This window comes from Streptomyces sp. NPDC001443 (assembly GCF_053597355.1).
Genome location: NZ_JBSFIA010000012.1, coordinates 166,814 through 187,690, shown reverse-complemented (window position 1 = coordinate 187,690; position 20,877 = coordinate 166,814). Strand labels below are relative to the sequence as shown.

Annotated in this window: 18 protein-coding genes and 2 pseudogenes; 8 read left to right on the top strand and 12 right to left on the bottom strand. The window is 71.5% G+C overall.

Annotation, left to right across the window (positions count from 1 at the left end; genetic code table 11):
- Nucleotides 1–834 (top strand): hypothetical protein (locus tag ACWC24_RS15995; protein WP_450663420.1); only part of this gene is annotated, 834 nt, incomplete at its 5' end.
- A gap of 371 nt (nucleotides 835–1,205) precedes the next feature.
- Here ACWC24_RS15995 and ACWC24_RS15990 read toward each other — a convergent pair.
- The 3 genes and pseudogenes from ACWC24_RS15990 to ACWC24_RS15980 all read right to left on the bottom strand — a co-directional run.
- Nucleotides 1,206–1,319 (bottom strand): annotated as a pseudogene (locus ACWC24_RS15990) (IS5/IS1182 family transposase); the annotation flags it as partial.
- A gap of 352 nt (nucleotides 1,320–1,671) precedes the next feature.
- Nucleotides 1,672–3,099 carry an ATP-binding protein gene (locus tag ACWC24_RS15985; protein ID WP_450663419.1) on the bottom strand — a complete coding sequence of 476 codons (1,428 nt, stop codon included), beginning with the start codon at nucleotides 3,097–3,099 and terminating at the stop codon, nucleotides 1,672–1,674.
- A gap of 55 nt (nucleotides 3,100–3,154) precedes the next feature.
- Nucleotides 3,155–3,832 (bottom strand): response regulator transcription factor, encoded by a 678-nt coding sequence (locus ACWC24_RS15980; protein ID WP_450663418.1) that lies wholly within the window; start codon nucleotides 3,830–3,832, stop codon nucleotides 3,155–3,157.
- Nucleotides 3,833–3,982: 150 nt separating this feature from the next.
- Between ACWC24_RS15980 and ACWC24_RS15975 the strand changes: the two genes are divergently transcribed.
- Nucleotides 3,983–4,570 (top strand): hypothetical protein, encoded by a 588-nt coding sequence (locus tag ACWC24_RS15975; RefSeq protein ID WP_450663417.1) that lies wholly within the window; start codon nucleotides 3,983–3,985, stop codon nucleotides 4,568–4,570.
- Between the two features lie 83 nt (nucleotides 4,571–4,653).
- On the opposite strand, the gene ACWC24_RS15970 is transcribed toward ACWC24_RS15975, so the two are convergent.
- Nucleotides 4,654–5,619, bottom strand: coding sequence for a M48 family metalloprotease (locus tag ACWC24_RS15970; protein WP_450663416.1), 966 nt, complete (start codon nucleotides 5,617–5,619; stop codon nucleotides 4,654–4,656).
- A 4-nt stretch (nucleotides 5,620–5,623) separates the two neighbouring features.
- Complete coding sequence (locus tag ACWC24_RS15965) at nucleotides 5,624–6,052, bottom strand: BlaI/MecI/CopY family transcriptional regulator (RefSeq protein ID WP_450663415.1); 429 nt, start codon at nucleotides 6,050–6,052, stop codon at nucleotides 5,624–5,626.
- 140 nt (nucleotides 6,053–6,192) lie between these two features.
- Between ACWC24_RS15965 and ACWC24_RS15960 the strand changes: the two genes are divergently transcribed.
- Nucleotides 6,193–7,578, top strand: coding sequence for a glycosyltransferase (locus tag ACWC24_RS15960; protein WP_450663414.1), 1,386 nt, complete (start codon nucleotides 6,193–6,195; stop codon nucleotides 7,576–7,578).
- Nucleotides 7,575–8,324, top strand: coding sequence for a polysaccharide deacetylase family protein (locus tag ACWC24_RS15955; protein WP_450663413.1), 750 nt, complete (start codon nucleotides 7,575–7,577; stop codon nucleotides 8,322–8,324). Before ACWC24_RS15960 ends, ACWC24_RS15955 begins: the two co-directional genes overlap by 4 nt.
- Here ACWC24_RS15955 and ACWC24_RS15950 read toward each other — a convergent pair.
- The 4 genes and pseudogenes from ACWC24_RS15950 to ACWC24_RS15935 all read right to left on the bottom strand — a co-directional run.
- A pseudogene (locus ACWC24_RS15950) lies at nucleotides 8,314–9,040 on the bottom strand (IS200/IS605 family accessory protein TnpB-related protein); the annotation flags it as partial. The gene ACWC24_RS15955 and the pseudogene ACWC24_RS15950 overlap by 11 nt on opposite strands.
- A 183-nt stretch (nucleotides 9,041–9,223) precedes the next feature.
- Complete coding sequence (locus ACWC24_RS15945; protein ID WP_450663412.1) at nucleotides 9,224–10,204, bottom strand: VOC family protein; 981 nt, start codon at nucleotides 10,202–10,204, stop codon at nucleotides 9,224–9,226.
- Entirely contained in the window at nucleotides 10,204–11,100 is an 897-nt protein-coding gene (locus tag ACWC24_RS15940; protein ID WP_450663411.1) for a ketopantoate reductase family protein, read from the bottom strand. The genes ACWC24_RS15945 and ACWC24_RS15940 overlap by 1 nt, the downstream gene beginning before the upstream one ends.
- A gap of 377 nt (nucleotides 11,101–11,477) precedes the next feature.
- Complete coding sequence (locus tag ACWC24_RS15935; RefSeq protein WP_450663428.1) at nucleotides 11,478–11,960, bottom strand: winged helix-turn-helix transcriptional regulator; 483 nt, start codon at nucleotides 11,958–11,960, stop codon at nucleotides 11,478–11,480.
- Between the two features lie 194 nt (nucleotides 11,961–12,154).
- On the opposite strand from ACWC24_RS15935, the gene ACWC24_RS15930 reads away from it, so the two are divergent.
- On the top strand, nucleotides 12,155–12,580 hold the full coding sequence (locus ACWC24_RS15930) for a tautomerase family protein (RefSeq protein WP_450663410.1): 426 nt from the start codon (nucleotides 12,155–12,157) through the stop codon (nucleotides 12,578–12,580).
- A gap of 116 nt (nucleotides 12,581–12,696) precedes the next feature.
- Here the strand turns inward: ACWC24_RS15930 and ACWC24_RS15925 are convergent, their stop codons facing one another.
- Complete coding sequence (locus ACWC24_RS15925) at nucleotides 12,697–13,737, bottom strand: vWA domain-containing protein (protein WP_450663409.1); 1,041 nt, start codon at nucleotides 13,735–13,737, stop codon at nucleotides 12,697–12,699.
- 211 nt (nucleotides 13,738–13,948) lie between these two features.
- On the opposite strand from ACWC24_RS15925, the gene ACWC24_RS15920 reads away from it, so the two are divergent.
- The gene (locus ACWC24_RS15920; RefSeq protein ID WP_450663408.1) at nucleotides 13,949–15,292 is read left to right on the top strand and encodes an endonuclease domain-containing protein; all 1,344 of its coding nucleotides are present in this window, start codon (nucleotides 13,949–13,951) and stop codon (nucleotides 15,290–15,292) included.
- A gap of 111 nt (nucleotides 15,293–15,403) precedes the next feature.
- Here ACWC24_RS15920 and ACWC24_RS15915 read toward each other — a convergent pair whose 3' ends face one another.
- Nucleotides 15,404–16,624 carry a metallophosphoesterase gene (locus ACWC24_RS15915; protein ID WP_450663407.1) on the bottom strand — a complete coding sequence of 407 codons (1,221 nt, stop codon included), beginning with the start codon at nucleotides 16,622–16,624 and terminating at the stop codon, nucleotides 15,404–15,406.
- A 125-nt stretch (nucleotides 16,625–16,749) separates the two neighbouring features.
- A complete protein-coding gene (locus tag ACWC24_RS15910; RefSeq protein WP_450663406.1) occupies nucleotides 16,750–17,349 on the bottom strand; it encodes a hypothetical protein in 600 nt (199 codons plus the stop codon).
- A 630-nt stretch (nucleotides 17,350–17,979) separates the two neighbouring features.
- On the opposite strand from ACWC24_RS15910, the gene ACWC24_RS15905 reads away from it, so the two are divergent.
- Nucleotides 17,980–18,315 (top strand): DUF5132 domain-containing protein, encoded by a 336-nt coding sequence (locus tag ACWC24_RS15905; protein ID WP_450663405.1) that lies wholly within the window; start codon nucleotides 17,980–17,982, stop codon nucleotides 18,313–18,315.
- 240 nt (nucleotides 18,316–18,555) lie between these two features.
- Nucleotides 18,556–20,805, top strand: coding sequence for an ATP-binding cassette domain-containing protein (locus ACWC24_RS15900; protein ID WP_450663404.1), 2,250 nt, complete (start codon nucleotides 18,556–18,558; stop codon nucleotides 20,803–20,805).
- Nucleotides 20,806–20,877 lie beyond the last annotated feature (72 nt).

Genomic DNA, 20,877 nt, shown 5'->3' with positions numbered 1-20,877 from the left:
CTCGCCGTTCTCGTCACCTTCGCCCTCGGCACCGCGACCGGCGACTGGACCCTCGAGCTCACCGGCTGGAGCCCGGGAGCCTCGGTCCTGCTGCCGCTCGGCCTCATCGCGGCGATCACGCTGCTGTGGAAGTTCGGCGCCAACCCGGTGCTGTCCTTCTGGCTCGCCTACATCCTGACCCGCCCGCTGGGCGCCAACATCGGCGACTGGCTCGCCTCCCCGAAGGTCGCCGCGAACCCGGGCGAGCCGACCGGCCTTGCGCTGGGCACCTTCACCACCAGCCTGATCTTCCTCGGCCTGATCCTGGCGACCGTCATCTACCTGACGGTGACACGCTCCGACGTGACCGAGACCTACGACGCCACGCACACCCCGCAGCTCACCGCCGACCCGCGCAGGGAGCGCGTCGCGCTGGCGGGCTTCGCCCTCCTCGCCGTGTTCACGGGGTCCCTGCTGGGCTGGGCGCACAGCCAGCCGCACGTCGGCCCGGCGCCGGAGGAGGACGCCACCTCCACCGTTCACCTCGCCCCCGGCCAGGCCGTGAAGAACTTCCCGTCCACGAAGGTCGACGCTCTGAGGGCACTCGCATCGACCTCGCTCAAGGACGCACGGTCGGGGAACGCGACCGGGGCCCACACGGCCGCCCAGTCGCTGCGCGACCTCTGGGACGCCGACCAGGACACGTTGCAGCCGCTGGACAACACCGGCTGGACGTTCCTCGACGCGCAGATGGACCAGGTCCTGAAGACCTTCGGCATCGACCACTCGAACCCGCCGATGCCGCCGGCACAGCAGGAGGCCGAACTCAACACCCTCCTCACAGACATGCGCTGATGTACCTGATCGGCGGCGACTTCCCTGAAGCCGCCGCCGATCACGCTCTCGCGAGGCATGGGATGCATGACGCAATGGGTCGCCGACGCGACAGCCTTGGACCAGTTGCTGCCCGGGCTGCTGCGCATCCCCGACGGGCGCACGGTGCTGCCGTACAACGAGGAACTTCGACCGCGACGTCATCACCACGGCTGCCGACCTGGCCGGCGCGGGAACGCAAAGTCGAGAGGGATCTGTTCCCTGCGCCGCTTCGCGATACGTTTCCGGTCCTCATCGTCCAGGAAGAGGAACCGCTCCAGCTCGGGTCTTGTCAGCTCCCCGGTCGTCCCGCCGGAAGGCCGCGAACAAGCAGCCTGCCCGCACGACGTCTGCCGGTCCGGTACCCGAGGCCTGCCCTCGACCGGCTTCGGCCCAGGCACGGGCAACAACGGCTCGACGAGCGACCACAGTTCATCCGACACGATCCACGGCCGCGACTGACGTATCCCCGTGATCGGACCAATGACCACCCCGGCCGCCGTTCACCAGGCTGTCCCGTCGGGGGGAGCGGTCAGTTCACCGCGTAGGCGATGGTTGACAACAGCGCGTTGGCGGGCTGCCTGCCGTCGAGGCGAGGGTGCTGCACCGTCCGGCCGGTCGGGTTCACCCGGACGAGGATCCTGCAAGCAGATTCCGTACCTCCGGGTACCGGCACCGGCTTCACGTCACCGCATGGACTGAACACTCTTCACCCGGCTTCGATCAAGATCGACCATGGCGGGCCCTCGAACCGGCCCCGACCGTGCAGGTCCTTCCCAGCCGCCTTGTCGGGCCCGGCTCCGGCAGTGTCCTCCGGGTTCATTCCTGGGCGGTGGTGGTGAGGCGGGTGCGGAACGCGGTGCCGTCCGGGGTGTCGAGGACGGTGACGGTGCCGCCGTGGAGGGCGGCGATGTCCGCGGCGATGGGCAGGCCCAGGCCGGTGCCGCCGTCATCACGGCTGCGGGCGTCGTCGAGGCGGGCGAACCGTTCGAAGATCCTCTCCCGGTCGGCGGGGGCGATCGGCGGGCCGTCGTTGGCGACGTCGAGCACCGCGTCGCCGGTGTCCGGGTCCACCGACAGCCGCACCGTGACGGTGTGGCGGGCATGGCGCTGGGCGTTGTCGAGGAGGTTGGTCAGCAGCCGGCCGATCCACAGAGTGTTGCCGGGCACGGTGATGTCGCCGGGGGCGTGGAGGGTGACCGGGTGGGGGTCGGTGGATCGGGCCGCGACGGTGGTGCGGGCGAGTTCGGTGAGGTCGACGACTTCGTCGGGCCGGGTCTGTCCGGTGGCGTCGAGGCGGGCGAGCAGCAGCAGGTCGGCGGAGAGCGCCTGCAGGCGCTCGGTGTCCTGGAGGGCGCCCGCCACCAGGGTGTCGCGCACCTGGGGATCGGGGTGGGTGAGGGCCACCTCCAGCTGGGTGCGCAGTACGGCGAGGGGGCTGCGCAGTTCGTGCGAGGCGTCGGCGATGAACTGGCGCTGCCGCGCGCCCGCGGCCTCCAGCCGTTCGAGCATGGCGTTCATGGTGTCGGCGAGGCGGGCGACCTCGTCGTCGCTTCGTGGTGCGGGGACCCGGCGGTCCAGACCGCGGTCGCCGATGGCGGCGACCTCGGCGCGGATGGCCTCGACCGGCCCCAGCGCGCGACCGGTCGTACGCCAGGTCAGGGCGCCGACGGTGCACAGCAGCAGGGCGCTCAGGGCGGCGAGGGCCCCGGTGGTCACGTCCTCGGCGGCGTCGGCGGTGCGCAGTGAGGCCCCGACGTGGATGGTGACCGGGCCGGTGGGGGTGGTGGCGGTGACGGTGGTGACGCGTTGGTGGTGTTCCTCGCCGAGGGCGTCGAGCTCGTACGTCCGGTGGCCGTCGCGGGTGCCGGTGGAGGTGAGGGCGGGGTGGCCGGTGAGGTTCTGGCTCGCCGCGACGACCTTGCCGTGGGCGTCGACGACCTGGGCGAAGTCGGTACCGGGGGTGAGCGTCAGCGGTTGGGTCAGGCGGCCGTCGGCGGCGAGGCGGGCGACGGTGCGTGCCTGCGCGTGGGCCCCGGTCTCCACGGTGCGTTCGAGGTTCGCCCGCAGCAGCACCATGACGACGGCCGACGCGGCGAGCATGACGACGGCGACGCTCGCGCACGCGGCGAGAGTGGTGCGGGCACGTACGGAGCGCGGCGCCAGCCGACGGGTCAGCGCGGCCGCCCGGGGACGCCCGGTCAGGCGGCGCAGCGCGGTGCGGGCCCGGCGGCGTGCCGCGCGCACGGGCCCAGGGCGGTGCCCCGGTTCACGGGCCGTGGAAGTGGAAGTGGAGTCCGTCTCAGCCACCGTCGGCCGCCAGCCGGTATCCGGCGCCTCGGACGGTCTGCACCGCGGCCCGCCCGAACGGAGTGTCGATCTTGCGTCGCAGGGCGCTGACATGGACCTCTACGGTGTTGGGGTCGCTGTCGGCGCCGCTGTCCCAGACCTCGTCCAGGATCTCCCGCTTGGAGACGGCCTCCCCGGCCCGCCGCGCGAGGTGGTCCAGCACGGCGAACTCGCGCGGGGTGAGCGATATGGACACGCCCCCGCGGGTGCAGGTGCGGGCGGCGGAGTCGACCACGAGGTCGCCCAGCACGGTGCGCCTCGGGGCCCGGCTGCCGATCCGGCGGGCCAGCGCCCGCAGACGGGCGACGAGCACCACGAAGGAGAACGGTTTGGAGAGGTAGTCGTCGGCGCCGGTGTCCAGCGCCTCGGCCTCGTCCCACTCGCCGTCCTTGGCGGTGAGCATGAGGATGCCGACGTCGCTGCCGGTGGCCCGCAGCCGCTGGCACACCCGGTAGCCGTTGAGGCCGGGCAGCATGATGTCCAGCACGACCACGTCGTAGGCGCGCTCGGTGGCCTTGGCGAGCCCGGACACGCCGTCGTGGGCGACGTCCACGCTGAAGCCCTCGACGGTCAGCCCGTGCTGAAGCGCCAGGGCCAGCCGGCGCTCGTCCTCCACCACCAGTACACGCATTCCCCCAGGGTGTCAGGTCGCGGGACGGGCGAGGCACCAAGCTGAAGGCGTCTTCAGGTCTTCAGCAAGTCTTCAGCACCCTCCAGCGATGCTGTCCCCGGACGTCCGGGCACAGGGCCCGGACCCTTTCGGAAGACCAGGGCGGGCACAGTGAGCGAAACCATGGGCGCGGGGGAGCCGCAGGAGCGGACGGACGAGGACGGTCCGGGCCCGACGGAGAAGAAGCCTTCCGGCATGCGCCGGCTGCGCGGACGCAGAGCGCGCTGGGCGGTGGCCGGCGCGGCGGCCGTGGTGGTGATCGGCGGCGGCGCGGCCGCGGCGGCGATCCACCACCACGAGGAGGAGGACCGCGGTGAGCACAGGACGGTGTTCGCCGGGGGACACGAGTGGCGCGACGGGAAGCGGGCCCGGTCCGAGGACCGCGACGGATCCGACGGTCCGAAGGAGCGCGACGGCCGGGTCCGGGACGGCGAGCGCGGCTCGCGCGCCGAGGACGGCCTCGGGCCGTCGGCCGGCGAGGCCCCGGCCCCGCTGCCCTCGCTGTCCGCCGCGGACGCCGTGGACAAGGCCGCCGCCGCGGTCAAGGACGGCAAGGTCGAGTCGTTGGCGCCGGTCACGCAGCAGGGGGGCGGCCAGGCCTGGCGGATCGTGGTCGTCGGCCCCGACGGGGTGCGGCACGCGGTGACCATCGACGGCACCGGGGGCACACTGACCGGCAACACCGTCCTGGACGGCTGAAGCCGGACCACTCGTGCGGCGCGGCCCCGGCCGCGCCGCACGGAACAGAACGGGACACAGGGGCGAACCTCGGTCCGAAGCGGCTACGGCTGGTGGCCGTGACATGCGCAGTGCGGTCCGGCCGGGTGCGTCACGACCGACTCGCACTGCGCGCGTTGCGCGTCGTCGAACATGTCGTCACTGTCGGCAGCGGCGTTGGCCGGGCCGGCACCGCACAGGAGGAGCAGCAGTGCTCCGGCGGCGATGGGCAGCACACGGCGCGGTGGGGGAGGCGCCGGCAGGGCTCGTACCCGCTGAGGCACGGCACCTCCGGTGGCCGCGAGTGCCCCGGTGCCCGCCGCGCGGGACGAGGTGGCCAGTGCCGCGCGTGTGACCGCCCGGGCCACGACACCGCGGTCGCCCACACGGGCGGCGGCGTCCTCATCGGCCCAGCGTTCCAGGGCGAAGGCGCTGGCGGCGAGTGGCCGCAGCAACGGGTTGGCGGCAGCCGTGAGCTGCCACAACGTCTGGAAGTGGTGGTGGCGGTGGAGCAGATGGGCCCGCTCGTGGGCCGGCAGGGCCTCGCACTCATCAGGGGCGAGGCACTGGAACATTCCGCGGGAGACGACGATCCGGCCGGGCGATCCGGGCAGGGCGAACGCCTGCGGCCTGTCGTCGTCGATGACGGACAGCTCGCTCCCTTGGGACAGGCCGGCGCACTCGCGCCGCGCCCACAGGAGCCGGCGGGTGCGCCGAACGAGCGCGAGGCCCAGGCGGACGAGCCCCGCCGCCAGGACGAGAGCGCTGACCGCCGCGACCGCGAGGCGGACCGGGTCCTCGGTCCGCAACGCGGGTACGGACCAGTGCCCTTCGGCGGCCACCTCGGGGATCCGGGCGACGGCGGTGAACGCGAGCAGCACCATGGATCCCGTCCAGCCGACCGTTGCCACCAGCGCGGCACAGGCCAGGGCCCGGACAGCGGTGCGAGGGGCGAGCGGGCGGGCCACTCGTGGTGCGAGCACGCTCAGCACAGCGGTGACGACGAGCGGGACGTACACGCTGATCGACACGGGTTCACTTCCCGTCGTCGGCGTCGCCCCGGCGACCACGGGGTCCCTCGTGCACGGACAGCAGTTCGTGCAGCAGTTGCTCGTCCTGGTCGCTCAGTTCGGATACGAAACGGCTCAACACCGCTTCGCGGTCGGAGCCTTCGTCCAGCAGCGATCTCATGCGCCGGGCGGTGTGCGTGGCCTCGTCGCGAACCGGTGCGTAGGCGTATCCGCGGCCCTCGCGGTGCCGGATGAGCATGCCCTTGTCGTGCAGCCGGGACAGGGTCGTGAGGACGGTCGTGTAGGCCAGGTCGGACGGCAGCCGCTCCAGCACCTGCCGGGCGGTCAAGGGGTGGTGGGCCGACCAGAGGGCGGCGAGTACGGATCCCTCGAGTTCGCCGCGGGCGCGCCTGCCAGGTGTGCCGGAGGCTCCCTGACTCCTGGGGTCCTTCACCGTTCGCCCTTCTGTCGCCGTGCCGTCGAAGAAGGCTACCCCGGCGACCTACTACTAGATGTAGGAGGTATGCTCCGTCCCCGTCTTGACCTACTACATCTTGTAGTCGCTCGATCTTCCATCTATGCAGAGGAAAGTCCATGGCCAACAGCGGACGAGCGCACCTGACACCCGCGGTCGGGGGCGAGTCCCCCGGGCGGGTGCCGGCGGCACGGCCGGACCGCATCGCGATCGTCTCGGCGAGCATCGGCGCAGGTCACGACGGCGCTGCCACGGAACTCCAGCGCCGTCTGGCGGCGGAGGGCATCGTCGTCGACCGATACGACCTGCTCGACCTCGTGCCCGCCCGCCTCGGCCGAACCGCCAGGGACGCCTACCGTCTGATGCTCGACCGCGCCCCCTGGCTCTACCAGCGGATCTACTCCAGCACCGAACGCGCCGGCGGCGGTGGCCGCGGGGCACGCGCCCTGCTGAGGTCCGCCGAGAACCGCGTCGTGAAAGCCCTCCACCCGCAAACCGGTGCCGTCGTCTCGACCTACCCGGGCGCCAGTCGCGTTCTGGGCAACCTCCGGCTCGACGGACGCCTGCGCATCCCCGTTCTCACCTACCTGACCGACTTCTCGGTGCACCCCCTGTGGGTGGCGGACGGCGTGGACGTCCATCTCGCCGCCCACGCCGTACCTGCCGCTCAGGCGCGGGCGGCGGGAGCCGAGGACGTTCGCGTCTGCGGGCCGGTGACCGACCCCCGGTTCCAGCCCTGCGACATGCGGCAACGCAGCCTCGCGCGCATGAGGTTCGGGCTTCCTCCCCTGGCCCCGCTCGCGCTGCTGGTGGCCGGATCGTGGGGGGTCGGTCCCGTCCGGCAGGCAGCCCGGGAACTGCGCGACTGCGGCGCCGTCGTCCCGGTCGTCGTGTGCGGCCGCAACACGGCACTGGCCGCGCAGTTGCGCGCCGACGGCATCGAGCATGTCCACGGCTGGGTCGACGACATGCCCACCCTGATGCACGCGGCCGACGTCCTCGTCCAGAACGCAGGCGGGCTCACCACGCTGGAGGCGTTCTCCGCAGGGCTGCCTGTGGCCAGTTACGGCTGTATACCCGGCCACGGCCTGACCAACGCCGAGGCCCTCGACCGGGCAGGTGTAGCGGTCTGGATACGTCACCAGGCCCAACTCAAGGACGTCCTGGACAACTTGGTCGACGGGCCGCTCGGGCTGAGCCAACGCGACGCGGGGCTCGCGCTCTTCGCGGATTCCCCGGATCGTGGACCGGCGGCCGAGGCACTGAGCGTGCTGCGTTCCGGACGGCCGCCCGCGACATCGCCGCCCGCCACCCGGCGAAGCGCCCGGCTTCTGCGCCTTGCCGCCACGACCGCCGTCGCCTGCGCGGTGTGGGCGTGCGCCGTAGCCGCCGGGGTCGCGACCAGTTACGACGGCAGCGCCCTGATGCACGTGGTGAGCCAGAGCCTCGACCCGGACCTCGACTCCAGCCACGCCGGTCACGGTCCGGACGGACATCACCGATGACGCGTCTGCCCAGGACAGTGCCCCTGCTCACAGCCGTCGCGACCGCCGTTCCGGCCGTGCTGGCCACCGCCCACTGCGCACCGGTCATCTCCACGTTCGGCCCTCTTCGCAACCGCGTCATGCCCCGCCTCGCCGGCAAGGGCCGCGCGGATCACGTGGCCCTCACCTTCGACGACGGTCCAGACCCCAAATCCACGCCCTCGTTCCTGCGACTTCTCGCCGCGAGGCGTGTGCAGGCCACTTTCTTCCTGCTCGGCAGCGAGGCGCGCCGCTCGCCCGACCTGGTCCGTGAGATCGCCGCGGCAGGTCACGAGATCGGTGTGCACGGCTGGGCACACCGCCCGCTGCTGCTGCGCAGTCCGCGCGCGACCCACACCGACCTGGCCCGCGCACGCGACACCGTCGCCGAGATCATGGGCAGGCGGCCCACGCTCTTCCGGCCGCCGTACGGCGTCATGTCCGGATCGGCCCACAAGGCGGCCCGCCGACTCGGACTCACTCCTGTCCTGTGGACCTGCTGGGGCGAGGACTGGACCGCCAGGGCCACCCCGGAGTCGGTCCACCGCACCGTCGTCACCGACCTGTACGGCGGAGGCACCGTGCTGCTCCATGACTCGGACTGCACCTCCGCGCCCGGTGCGTGGCGCTCCGCCCTCGGCGCCCTTCCACGCATTCTCGACACCTGCGAGGCGCGAGGGTACGAGGCAGGCCCGCTGCGTGACCACGGAACCGTTCCTAAGGACTGAGCGGGAGTGAGTCCTGTCTCCAGGACTGTGGTTGCTCGGCCGTGTGCCCCGAACGGTGTTGGGCACGCTGGTCGCCCGCTTTCGCTCCGCTGCCGGGCGGCACGGATCTTGTCCGTGGTCCGGGGATGCGGGGCGGCCCGCGGCCGGAGGCCGCTGATGAACAGCGCCTCACGCTCTCGGGTGTCCGGTCCGGCCTGGGCGGTCCGATGCCCCTGCTCATCGCTCCGGTCGTGTGGGGGCGGTGCCGTCCTCCCCCAGTGCCTTAAGGGCCTGGGAGGTGCCCCCAGCCGGATCGGGTGTCCGAGGGCGCGTCGCCCGATCGCGATGCTCGCGGCATCGTGCCGGGAAACCTTACGGATGTTGCTGGTCAGGGGCTTTTGCCAGTGCTGGGCACCCCACCGGGAGGTGTAGGCCGGATCGACCGCGACCACCGCGATGTTCTGCTCGGCGGCCATCGACACCAGCCGCGCCCTGAGTCTGGCGGTGGGGAAGCGGGAGATGAGGCGGCGGAAGCGTTTGTTGCGGCCGTGCTGCTCCCGGCAGCGTCCGTCGGTGAAGTCCAGGTCCTCGATCGCGACCGCCGCCGCGCCGGTGGCGCGGGTGTGGTGCAGCAGGCGGGTCAGGGCGTGCCGGATCTGCGCGTCCCGGTGCGCCGCCGTACCCGTGAGGTCGTAGAAGAAGCGCCAGGGCTCGCCGACCGGGTTGCCGTCTGGATCAGGTGACCTCGTTCGAGATCCGCGGCGGTGTCGTGACGGCCGTCTACTGCGTCCGCAACCCGGAGAAGCTCACGTCGGTCAAGGTGTGACCCGCGCGCCCTCGAGGCCAGGACCACGGCCGGGACGGGGACTCGGGCCATGCCCGACATCCCTGTCTCACTTCTCGCTGGCCCGCTCACGTCGTCAGGTGTAGGTGGAGATCTCGATCAGGTTGCCGTCCGGGTCGCGCAGGTAGGTGCTGAGGATCGGGCCGAGGGCGCCGGTGCGCGGTACGGGCCCGTCCTCCACGGTTGCGCCGACGGCGGTCAGGTGGGCCAGCACCTGTTCCTGCGGGGTGTCGGTGACCAGGCAGAGGTCGGCGCTGCCGGGGGTCGGCCGGACGGCGTGGGGGAGGACTTCGTGGCCGGCCTGGTGAAGGTTGATCCTGCTGCTGCCGAAGGCCAGCGCGCGGCGCCCGGCCCCGAAGGTGACGGGTCGCATGCCGAGGACCCGCTGGTAGAAGGCGATGGTCCGTTCGACCTCGGTGACGGTCAGCACCAGGTGGTCCAGGCCGCTGATCGCGAACCCGGGTGCGGGTTCGGGCGCGGGCTTGGGCTTGGGCGCGGGCGTGTAGCGGGCCAGCTGCTCGGCGCAGGCGTTCCACGCGGGCGCGGACAGCAGTTCGCGCGAGCGGGCGAACAGCCCGTACAGGTAAGAGCCGTGGCGATCGGCGAGCTCGGCGTCGTGGGCCAGCACGTCGAGCTCGTTGGCAGCTGTGATCTCCACGACGGCGCGTAGGTCCGCCTCGGTCGGTGTGTGTTCCCGGCCCGTGAAGCGGTCACGGAAGACCACGGGATGTCCGTTGCCGAGGCGCGGGTAGACGGCGGACCGGTCGCAGCCGGCGTACGCGTACACCAGGGCCTCCGCGCGCTCGCCGATGAGTTCGGCGAGCATTTCGCGCTCGGAGAGATCCAGGAGCGACCCGTCGAACCCGTCCGTCCCGTAGGCGGCGTGGCACAGACCCGCAAGTCGGACGGCGGGCTCGGCTTCCCAGGTGGAGAGCCGGCGGGCGACTCGGCGCAGGTGTTCCAGCAGCGTGCCGCCCGGGTGAGGTGTCCGGTCGGCGCCGCGGGCGGACAGGAACTCCTCGACGGCGGCCCACGACACGGGATCGGACCTCTCCATCAGGCCACCCGCCGTTCGGCCCGGGCCACTTCGGCGAGCAGCCGGGCAGTGGCCGGCGTGGCGATGTCGTGGGCGGCTCCGGCGCGGAGGACGGCTCCGCCGATGGCGTCGAGTTCGAGCGGACGGCCGGCCTCGGCGTCGCGCTGCATCGAGGACTTCATCGTCCCGGGGACCCGGTCGAAGAAGGAGAGCAAGCCCTCGGCGCTCACCGGCGTGCCGGTGGCGCGGGCCACGGCCGCTACCTCGTCGAGGACGGTGAGCAGTTCGGTACGGTGCCGAACACGGACGGTGCCGACGTCGGCCTGGTGACGAGTGGTCAGCAGGGCGAACGGGGCGAGGAAGGCCAGCTTGTCCCAGAGCATCGCGTTCTCGTCCTCGCGCAGGATCACGCCCAGGCCGGCCTGCCGCAGCGCCTGCGCGAAGTCTTCTACGGGGGCGGCCAGTTCGAGGTTGGCGAACGGACTGGTGTGGGCGACGCGGCCGGGCGCGAGGCGGGTGGCCTCGACCCGGATGGTGCCCGCGACGACCCGGGCCGAGGGGAGGCGCTCGCGCAGCACCGCGATGTGGTCGAGGCCGTTGAGCAGCGGGACCACGACCGTACCCGCGCCGACCACGTCGACCGGGATGCGGTCGAGGGCCTCGGCGAGCGTGGTCTGCTTGACCGCCACGAAGACGGCGTCCACCGGCTCGCGCAGTTCGGTGTCGGCCTCCACCGCCGCGGTGAACTCCCCGTACTGGGTGCTGTCGACGCGCAGTCCGTCCTGGCGCAGCACGGCGACGGTCCGCTCTCCGGTCAGACAGACGACGCGGTGTCCGGCGCGGGCGAGCAACGCGCCGATCAGGCCGCCGACTCCACCTGGACCGAGAACGGCCACGGTCATTTCGCCGGTGCTCATGTGTACTCCTGTCAGGGAGGCCGCGGAATGAGGCGGCCGGAGTCGGGAACCGGTCAGTCCCGTGGCGGGTGGACACCCGCCCGCGTCCGGATCGCGGCAGAGACGGCGGGCGGGTTGTCGCCCTGGGCCCAGAACGATGATCAAACCGACTGCGACTCAAGTCAATCCACGGGTTTTCTGCAACAAGTCCAAGCTTGAGCTTGGGTCTTTGTCTCCCGTCTCCCGTCTCCCGTCTCCCGTCTCCTGTCTCCTGACGATCTCCGCGTCCTTGCCGCAGCCGGCGGAACCGGTTCGCTCCGCGGTCGTTCCGTCCTGAACGCCGGAGGCGTGGCGCTCTGGCGCTGCGGGGGAGCGGGCCGACTCCCCATGAGACGCCCCTAGCCGCGCCGCCAGGCGGGGTTCAGCCGGATCTCGATCTCGTCGGACCTTGCCTCCGGCGCCGGCTCGGCGGTCACGCGGGCCCGTACCGGACGGCCGGTTTCTGCGTCGACGAACGACAGCGGCGGGCGGTCCTCCTGCAGGTACTTGTCGCCCCATTGCATCAGCGACAGGAACACCGGCAGCAAGTCCTCGCCGGCCCGGGTCAGCCGGTACTCGGTGCGGGCCCGGTCTCCCGGCTCCCGATAGAGAACGGGCTCGACGGCACCCGCGGTCTTCAGCTGCTTGAGTGCGCGCGACACCGCGGGTGCCGAGGTCCCGATCCGCGCCACGAAGTCGTCGAACCTGGTTGTGCCGTAGAAGCATTCCCGGACCACCAGGAACACCGTCTTGGTGCTGAGCAGGCCCAGCACCCGCTCGGCCGAGCATCCGTCGCCGATCGACCACGCGTCCCGGTCGCTCAGCCGCTCCTCGAAGTTCATCGCCACCCCGCCATTGTAACTAACGCTTGCGTTATCCAGCGGGGCGTGATTCGATCTGAATAACGAGATCATTAGTCAGGTGGAGATGGCGGCAGTGGAACTGGAGGTCCGCTCGGCCGGCCCCGTGGAACACCTGACCTTCTCGGCCGCCCGCTGAATGCCCCGACCCAGCAATCGAGGAGTGGCGAACCGTCATGCCGTTGTGGACCATTCATCACACACCCGGAATCTTCACCGACGAGGAGAAGCACCGACTCGCCTCACACATAGCCGACCACTACGAAAAGTTCGGGTTGCCCCGGTTCTATGTGGTCACCGTGTTCCATGAGACCCGGCCCGAGGACTTCCACGTCGGAGGGGAGCCCACCCCGGTCGGGGTCCGTATCGCCATCGACCACATCGCCCGCCGCAGCCCCGACCGGGAGAGCCGGCGACGGAACGCCCAGTGGATCAAGGGCATGCTGCAGCCCTACGTCGAACGGCACGCGGGGTTGCACTGGGAGTTCCACGTCGACGAGACCAGCGAAGACCTCTGGATGATCAACGGGATCGCACCGCCCCCGGCAGGCTCCGACGCCGAGAAGCTCTGGGCCGAGAGCAATGCGGCGTCCCCCTACTGACCGCACCACTGGCCTGATCGCCCGCGGTCACAGCGAACTCGGGCTGCGTGACGGCGGTGACGATCCCCTCGTCCACCGGTGGGCCGACGGCCGTGTCCCAGCCGTCGCCCGAGGTGTCAGAGCATGAGCAGCAGTCGCGTGTTCGGTACGAGCTTCCGGTTCACGCTGGTGCTCTGCACGAAGATCGTGAAGTCGTCGTTGTGGTCGGGCTTGACCCGCACTTCCTCGTCCGGCAGGCCGAGCAGAGCGCGGGCCTCGGGCCCCGAGTACACCCGGTCCGTCTTCTTCTCCAGCACCGCGATCTGCTTCCTGGCCTGTATCTTTTCGGACTTGCTCAGCTGGTAGAACGCGCCACCGGTACGGTAGGTGTGCCCGCATTCGACGACCCAGTCCCGGATTGCCGCGTCACGGGCCACCGGGATCAGCTGGTACCGCGACGGATCCATCGCGGCGAGGCCGACCGCCTTGATGGTGTCCTTGTTGACCGCCTCCGCACCCATGGAGAAGACCGTCCGCGATCCCCGGATGCCCTGGGTGCGGCCCACCATGAATTTCTCGGTGGCCTCCCGGATGACCTGCCCGGCCTCCTCCAGCCCCTGTGTGCTCGTGGCGTCCCAGACGGCGATGTTGTCCCTCGGGAAGCCGCACTGCATGGCCTCGCGCTTGCCCATCTGGTCCGGCACGAGGACGGCCAGTGTCCAGTTGTCCTCCTGCGTCGCGATCATCTCGGCCACGGCCTTGACCAGTTCACGAGGATTCCGGGCAGGGGCGCCCGGACAGCGGTGACTCGCGTTCTCCTGACCGTCCGTGAGCACGAACGTCAGGAAGCTGTGGTCGCCGTACAACTGGGCCGTCTGCGCCAGCTCATGCTGCGACTTCAGTGCGGCTGCCAGCAGCGCCGTCATTCCACCGACCCGGTACAACTGCTTCAGCGACGGCATCCGCAGCACGTCCTTGTCGTAGATGACGCACTCCACCTTGTCCGCGAAGACGTACACCGTGACACGGGTCTCCTGGTCGAGTTCCCTCGACCGGCGAGCAAGATACGCAATCTGCTGGTCGGCGACTTCGACGACCTTGCGGCTCAGATGCGACATGGATGAACTGGCGTCCAGCACAAGAGCAACGTGATTGATGTAGTTCTGGCTTCCGGTCATGGCAGCCCCCCTCGTTCCGACTCGATGCCTCCACTGTGTCACCCACCACTGACAATCGATCTTGGCTCCCGGAACGGAGCGGAACGGAGCGGAACGGAGCGGAACGGTCACGGCGACGGTGCTTGTCGGGACACACCTCACGCAACTCCCGGCGGGCGGTCCGCGCGCGTATCGCCTCCGTCGCCGTCGTGCGGGCCGTTAACCTGTCGGTATGTCGGAGCGTGCTGTGCCCGGTCCTGCGGACGGCCTGATCACCCTGGGTGCCGCGGACGCCCTGTGGGTCGGTCTGACGGCCGACAGCGCGGTGCCGACGGCTTCCGGGGCGTTCACCCGTTCTCCTGCCCGGGCCCAGGTGGGGTACGTCCTGCTCGGCGCCCACGTGGTGGCGACCGTGCGGGCGAGCGGCGGCCGGTGGGGTGTCGCTGAGGCCGAAGTGCGCGGGGCGGCCGCGGAACTTGGCGCGGTGGGGATGGACCGGCAGGACCTGGTCCGCATCGGTCCGTTCCGTGGGGTGCCGAGGCAGGAGAGCGACGAGGCGACGCCGCTGCGTTGGCGCCGTCGCGTCGCGGGGGAACTGTACGAGCCGGGCGGCGCCGAGCGGGCAGCACGACGTGACGTCGCCCGGTCGCACCATCTGGCGGGGATCGACTGGCGACACGTACTTGTGGAACGGACCCGCGACGGGACACAGCGGACGTGGTGGCTGCCGCGTGCCCTGGTCCGGCTGCTCGACGCGGCCGAGCACGCCGAGACGCAGTGGGTGCGTGCCGCGCGGACCCGCCGGGCGAGTGCGGCCGCCACCGTGCCGCCCTCCCCGCTTCGGCAGGCCCCGGACGCCGACGGTCGGCGGACGACGGGCCCCGAGCGCTCCACCGCCTCACCACGCCCGTACGACGGAGAGCTGGAAGGCCGGCTGTACTCGGTGCTCAGCCGGAAACCCGACACCTCCCGCAAGGTGGCCGAATGGGCGTGCGCCGTCTGCCGCACCGCGTCCGCCGCGGTCCTCGACCACTGCCACGAACACGGATACGTCCGCGCCCCGCTCTGCCGGTCCTGCAACACCCTGGAACGCCCCGACCACCTGTACAGCAACGACATCCGCGTGGCGAACCGCTACACACGCCTCTTCGACACCGACACCGACGACTGGCTCCGCCACTGGCACCGCTGCCCCGGCTGCCGTGCCCGCACCACCCTGCCCCTGCCCCATCTCGCCGCGTGGACCGCCCACATATCCTGCGGATCGCTGCGCCCGACCCACCCCGCCTCCCGCGGACGCAAGCCCTGCGGGGTCCTGCGCGTGTCCTGGACGGGCAGTCAGAACGCGCCCCGTTCCTGCCTGCTCACGGTCACCGTCGACTTCTGCCCCTCCGGCGAGCACCGCGTCCTGGCGCAGGTCCCCTACCGCGAAGCCGCCGAACGGTTCCGTGTCTGGCTGGCCGGGACGGCCCCTGCCGTGGCCGCCGCGGCCGGTCCCGACCGCCTGGACGGCCTGCCTGCCCAGGCTCGGCCCATCATCGCGGACACCAGCGGCGAGGGCCTGTCACTGTTCTGAGCGAGCACCGCGAGGCTTGGCACCGTTCTGAGCGAGCACCGCGAGGCCCGGCATCCCGGCACCTTCTCGCGACCGCCGGCCCCGACACGGTCACCCCGCACCCGCCCAGCGCTACGGCGAGGTGGGCGCGTCCGGGGAGCGGAGTACGAGCAGGGTGATCTCGCTCGGGGCGAAGACGCGGAACGGCGGGCCCCAGAAACCGGTGCCGCGGCTGGTGTAGAGGAGGGTGCGGCTGCCGTGCCTGCTGAGGCCGGCGACGGCGGGCTGGTCGAGCCGGACCAGGTGGTGGAAGGGCCAGATCTGGCCGCCGTGGGTGTGGCCGGAGAGCTGGAGGTCGATGCCCTCGGCCGCCGCCCGGTCGACGAACTTGGGCTGGTGTGCCAGGAGCAGGACGGGCAGGTCGGGGTCGGCGCCGTCCAGGGCTCCGGCGAGGTGGGCGCGGTGGCCGGCCAGACCGGAGGACTCGGCGGTGACGTCGTCCACGCCGGCGACCACGAGGGTGTCGCCGCCGCGTTCGAGCAGCAGATGGCGGTTGCGCAGCGGCTCCCAGCCCAGCTCGTCCATCAGGTCGACCCAGCCCTGGGCCTCGCTGTAGTACTCGTGGTTGCCGGTGACGTACACGCGCGCACGGGTGGCCCGCACGGTGCCGAGCGGGAGCGCCTGGGCGCGGCGGCGTTCGGCCGTGCCGTCCGCGATGTCGCCGGTGTGGCACACCACGTCGGCCTCCAGCGTGTTCACCGTCTCGCACACCCGCTCCGACCAGCGGGCGCGATCGAGCGGGCCGTAGTGCGTGTCGGTGATGAGGACGACGCGCAGGCCGTCCAGCCCGGCACCCAGCCGCGGGAGTCGCACGTCGAGCCGGCGCACGCGCGGCACGCGGCGGGCCTCGGCGTACCCCCAGGCGAGCAGCAGGGCGCTCACGCCGAGGACGGCCCAGGTCACGATGCGGGCCCGGTCCTGACCCTCGCCGACGCCGGCCACGGTCAGGGCGAGCCGCAACAGGACGCCGAGCAGTACGGACCAGGTGAACAGGACCCAACTGGTGCCCAGCAGGGTGTCACCGACGATCGCCGCCCGGTCCTGCTGACGCCGGCCGTGACCGCGCACCATCGACAGCGACATGGCGACCAGGCCGAGCGCGAACACGGCGGTGGCGACCGGTGTGACGGGCATCGGCCAGTGCTGGCCGCCGTACAGGAGCACCCAGCAGGGCACGGCCCACAGCAGGCCCGGGGCGATCATGGGGATGTAGCGCATCAGGCGGTGCAGTCGGCTCTGCCGCGGCGCTCGCGCTGCACTGTCGGCGGTTCGGGTGTTGCTGGTGTCGGTCACGCTTCCCCTCCCTGACCAGGCGGCCCTCCCGCGCACTGTATCCGGTCGCCCGCGGGTCGGCCGGGCCGGTGTTCACGGCCCGGCCGGCCCGGCGTTCACGCCCGGTGACACCAGGGCACCTCGACTCAGGACACCGACACCACCACGTTGAACCACGGCGTGCTCAGCGAGGACAGCGGCGACCTCAGCTTCTGCATGTCGACCCGGTAGCTCCCGGCCGGGAGCACCCCGCCGCCCGGGTACGGCGCCAGCGGGAGGTAGCGCCCGTTGAGGGCACCGGTCGCCCGGTCCCGCGTCCAGACCCCGGCGGAGGTGTGCAGCCAGGTCACCGGGCCCCTGCTCAACGACGGGTTCACGGCCGAACTCTGCGCGGAGGTGAGTCGGAAGGTGGCTCCGACCAGCGACGGCACCCGGGCGGGCCGGGTCAGGGTGAACGCGAAGTAGCGGTGGTTGTAGGGGAGTCCGGAGGTCAGCGGCGGGCAGTCGACGGCTACGACGGTGCGCCCGGTGACATCGCCGAGCTGCTTCGGGCTGCTGTACGAGCCCGCACCGGCGAGCCGGCGGCAGTCGTACCGGTAGGTCGCGGCCGAGGCGTCGGGGGCGACGGCGCCGACGACCGCGAGGGCCGCCGCGACCCCCAGCCAGGTCACGGTCCGCCGGGTCCCGGTACGGCGCCGGGTCCCGGGGCGGGTGGCGGGAACGGCGGCGGTGCGGGCTCGGTCCATGGAGAGTCCCCCTCGTGCTCGTGCGGTCGCTGGATCGCGGCGTCTCCCCGTCGGTCGTCGCCTCTCCCGGGCGCGATCGCGAGGAGAGTCGGAGCATAGGCGGTCATGTAGGGACTCCTAGTGATCTATGAAATAAGGCCCGTAATTGACCGAAATGGCACTCGGTGTGGCCGGATGTGTTTGTGGTTGATGCCGGTGGTTTACGGAGTCTGGGCGAACGCCCGGTCCGGAACGCGACGTGACGGCCGCCGTCGGCGGGCTGGGCCTCTCGTCGTCGGCGCGGGGCCCCGGATCTCGTGGGGGCGGTCGGGAAACCCGATAGTCCTCAAGGTGGGGGGAAAACGACCCGGCAGGGCGGTCGGTGAGTGCGCGTACGGTAATTCGCGTCGCCCGGAAACGTCAACGGCACTCGCATGAGTGAAACCGGTCTAGGCGATTTGGTCTCGAAGGACACGACTCGGCTACGGTGATGGAGGAGTGGATTCCGGATCCGTCGGTGAGGAATCAACTCCGGCTGGGAAATCGTAAATTCCGAAGATCGGCGCTCCTGTTCGCCCAGTTGTGCGCCGCTCCACTGTTCGCAGTGTCCCGAATGCCTGTCATTTGTATGCCTGGAGAGAATGGAGCGTCATGCCCCCCGTAGTACCGCCCTTCCTGATCGGCCTCGTCGCCGCGCCCCTGGCCAAGCGTCTCTTCAAGCCGTTGATGCGCGGCCTCGTCAAGACGTCGGTGAGCGTCGCCATGGAGGTGAAGAGGGCGACCCAGGAGGCCGGAGAGAACATCCAGGACCTTGCGGCCGAGGTGACCGCCGAGATGGTGGCGGCGCAGATCGCCGCCGGTGACGGTCATGGAGCTGCCGAGAGCGGGATCTCGAACGGCGCGAAGGGTGAGGGCGCCGCCCGGCCCGAGGGGGAGCCGAGGGCTCCGAAGATCCGCGCGACCGCCGGCGTCGGCAAGACGGACTGACGGCTCGTCCGGCGCCCGGGGGTGCCGCCCGGGCGCATATTCCCGTCGGGCCCGATGAAACGCGCCCCCCAGTTGTAGTCGGCCGCAGGCCCGCCGACCGCGTCGCTTTCTCTGGAATTCCCATTCCGTCGCATTGATCCGTCGTGCTCGTGACGGCATTTGCGACCTCCTAAACAGGTGATCGAACACATGTCATCTCTGCCGGGTGCCGCAGCCGGATACCATTCCACGGTTTTGGACGTGCGTCCGCGTTCGGTCATTTCGGGCCGCCAGCGCTGGGACGTCAAGCTGGTTCTCGGTCGGCCGCAGACGGCCGAGGTCCTCGTCGCGGTTCTGCGGCGCATTCCCGGGATCACCGAGGCACAGGCCAGCCCGATCACCGGCGGGCTCCTCGTCCGGCACGACGCGCGGGTGCGAGGTGCCGACGTCGGCGGCCTCGTCCGCCGAGCCGTCGCCCTGGTCGTGGCGGGCTCGGCCGGGGCCCGGCGGCCGGCTCCGGCGCGGCCCGCCGCCGGGCCGGCCCCGAGCACGGGTCGAGGAGTCGTCGGCCCCGCGCTCGCCGTCGGGGGCGGGGTGGCGGCCGGCCTCGCCCTGATCCGCGGGGCGTCACTGACCAAGCAGCTGGTCGCGCTGGGCGGAGTGGCGGTGGCGACCGGGGTCGTGGTCCGCAAGGCCTGGCGCAGGACGGTCGACGCGGCCCTGGACCTTCCCGAAGCCGAAACCGGAGCCGCACGGCACCCCCTGCTGGAGATCGTCGGACCGCACCGCCGACGTCTCTACCGCGCGTCCGCGCTGTCGGTCGCCTGCCAGGTCTCGGAGATGGCGCTCGGCACCTTCCTCGGCTGGACGGCGCTGGTCCTCATCAAGGGCCGGGCCGCGCCGCTCGGCCACCTCGGTCTGACCACCGCGTCCGCTCAACTCTGGGGCCTGGCAGGGCTGGTGGCCGTCGCCTGTGCCGCCGTGGCGGCCCTCTCGTACTCCTCCAACCTCCAGTGGCGCCGACTGGGCCAGGAGATCGAGCACGACTGGCGCAACCGCACGTACGCCCATGTGCAGCACCTCGAACTGCGGCATCTGGAGGGCGAGCGGACCACCCGGATCGCCGGCGCGCTCACCGACGACGTCCGCCAGCTGGGCACCTTCTTCTCCACCGCGGCCAACGACCTGCTGCAACTGGGCACCAGCCTGGTCCTCCTGGTACCGCTGTTCCTGCTGCTGGCTCCTCAGATCGCCTGGATCGCGTTCCTGCCCATCCCGGTCATCGCCTGGCTGTCGTTCCACTACCAGGACAAGGTCGCGGCCGACTACATCGTCTCCGGCGAGCAGCGGGCCAGGCTGCACAGCCAGCTGGTGAACACGCTGGAGGCGGGCGCCACCGTCAAGAGCTTCTGCACCGAGGACTACGAGTCCGAGCGCATCGACCGGCTGAGCGCGGAGGCTCGGGAGAGCAACCGGCAGACCGACCGGAGCACGATCCGCCACGCCGAGATCGTCCGGGTCTGCACGACCAGTTCGATGGCGGCGACCCTGCTGATGGGCGGCCGGTCGGTACTCAACGGCAGTCTGCGGTTCGAGGTGTTCAGTCCGCTGATCGGGCTGCCTCAGATGGTGCTGCTGCGGATGAACCGGCTCGGCGGCATCGTCGACCAGTACCAGCGCACGACCACCGCCTACGACCGGGTCCAGCGGCTGCGTGCCCTGCCCACCGAGCCGGACGGCACCGGCGGACCGCTCGACGCCGGGAAGGTGCACGGGGAGATCGTCCTCGAGGGTGTGACCTTCGCCTACCCGGGCCGGCCGCCGGCGCTGGAGGATCTCTCGCTGACCATTCCCGCCGGGCAGGTCACCGCCCTCGTCGGCGCCACCGGCTCCGGCAAGACGACGATCGCCAAGCTGCTGATGCGGTTCCAGGACGCGGACTTCGGCAGCGTGCTGCTCGACGGGCGGGACGTGCGAGACCTGCCCCGGCACCATCTGCGCCACGCGATCGGGTTCGTGTCCCAGGACCCCTTCCTCTTCGACGGCACCGTCGCCGACAACATCCGTTACGGCAGCTTCGCCGCCTCGGACGAGGCCGTGGTCGAGGCGGCCACGAAGGCGGAGGCGCACACCTTCGTCGCGACGCTGCCGGACGGGTACGACACGGTGATCGGCGAACGCGGCGCCGCTCTCTCCGGCGGCCAGCGGCAGAGGATCGCGCTGGCGCGCGCGATCCTCAAGGACGCGCCGGTCGTGATCCTCGACGAGGCGACCTCCGCCGTGGACAACGAGACCGAGGCCGCCATCCAGCGGACGCTCCGTGCCTTCGCGGCCGACCGGACGATGCTGATCATCGCCCACCGGCTCTCCACGGTCCGCCACGCCGACCGTATCTACGTCATGGACAAGGGCGGGGTCGTGGCCGAGCAGGGCACCCACGACGAACTCCTCGCCCAGCACGGACTGTACGCGTCCCTCTGGCAGCTCCAGGCCGGCGAACTCGCCGCCTGACCGCGGCCGTCGATCCCCGACCGCCGACCGTGTGATGTCACAGCGGTCGGCGCGTCCGGGCGTGCCCCGCGC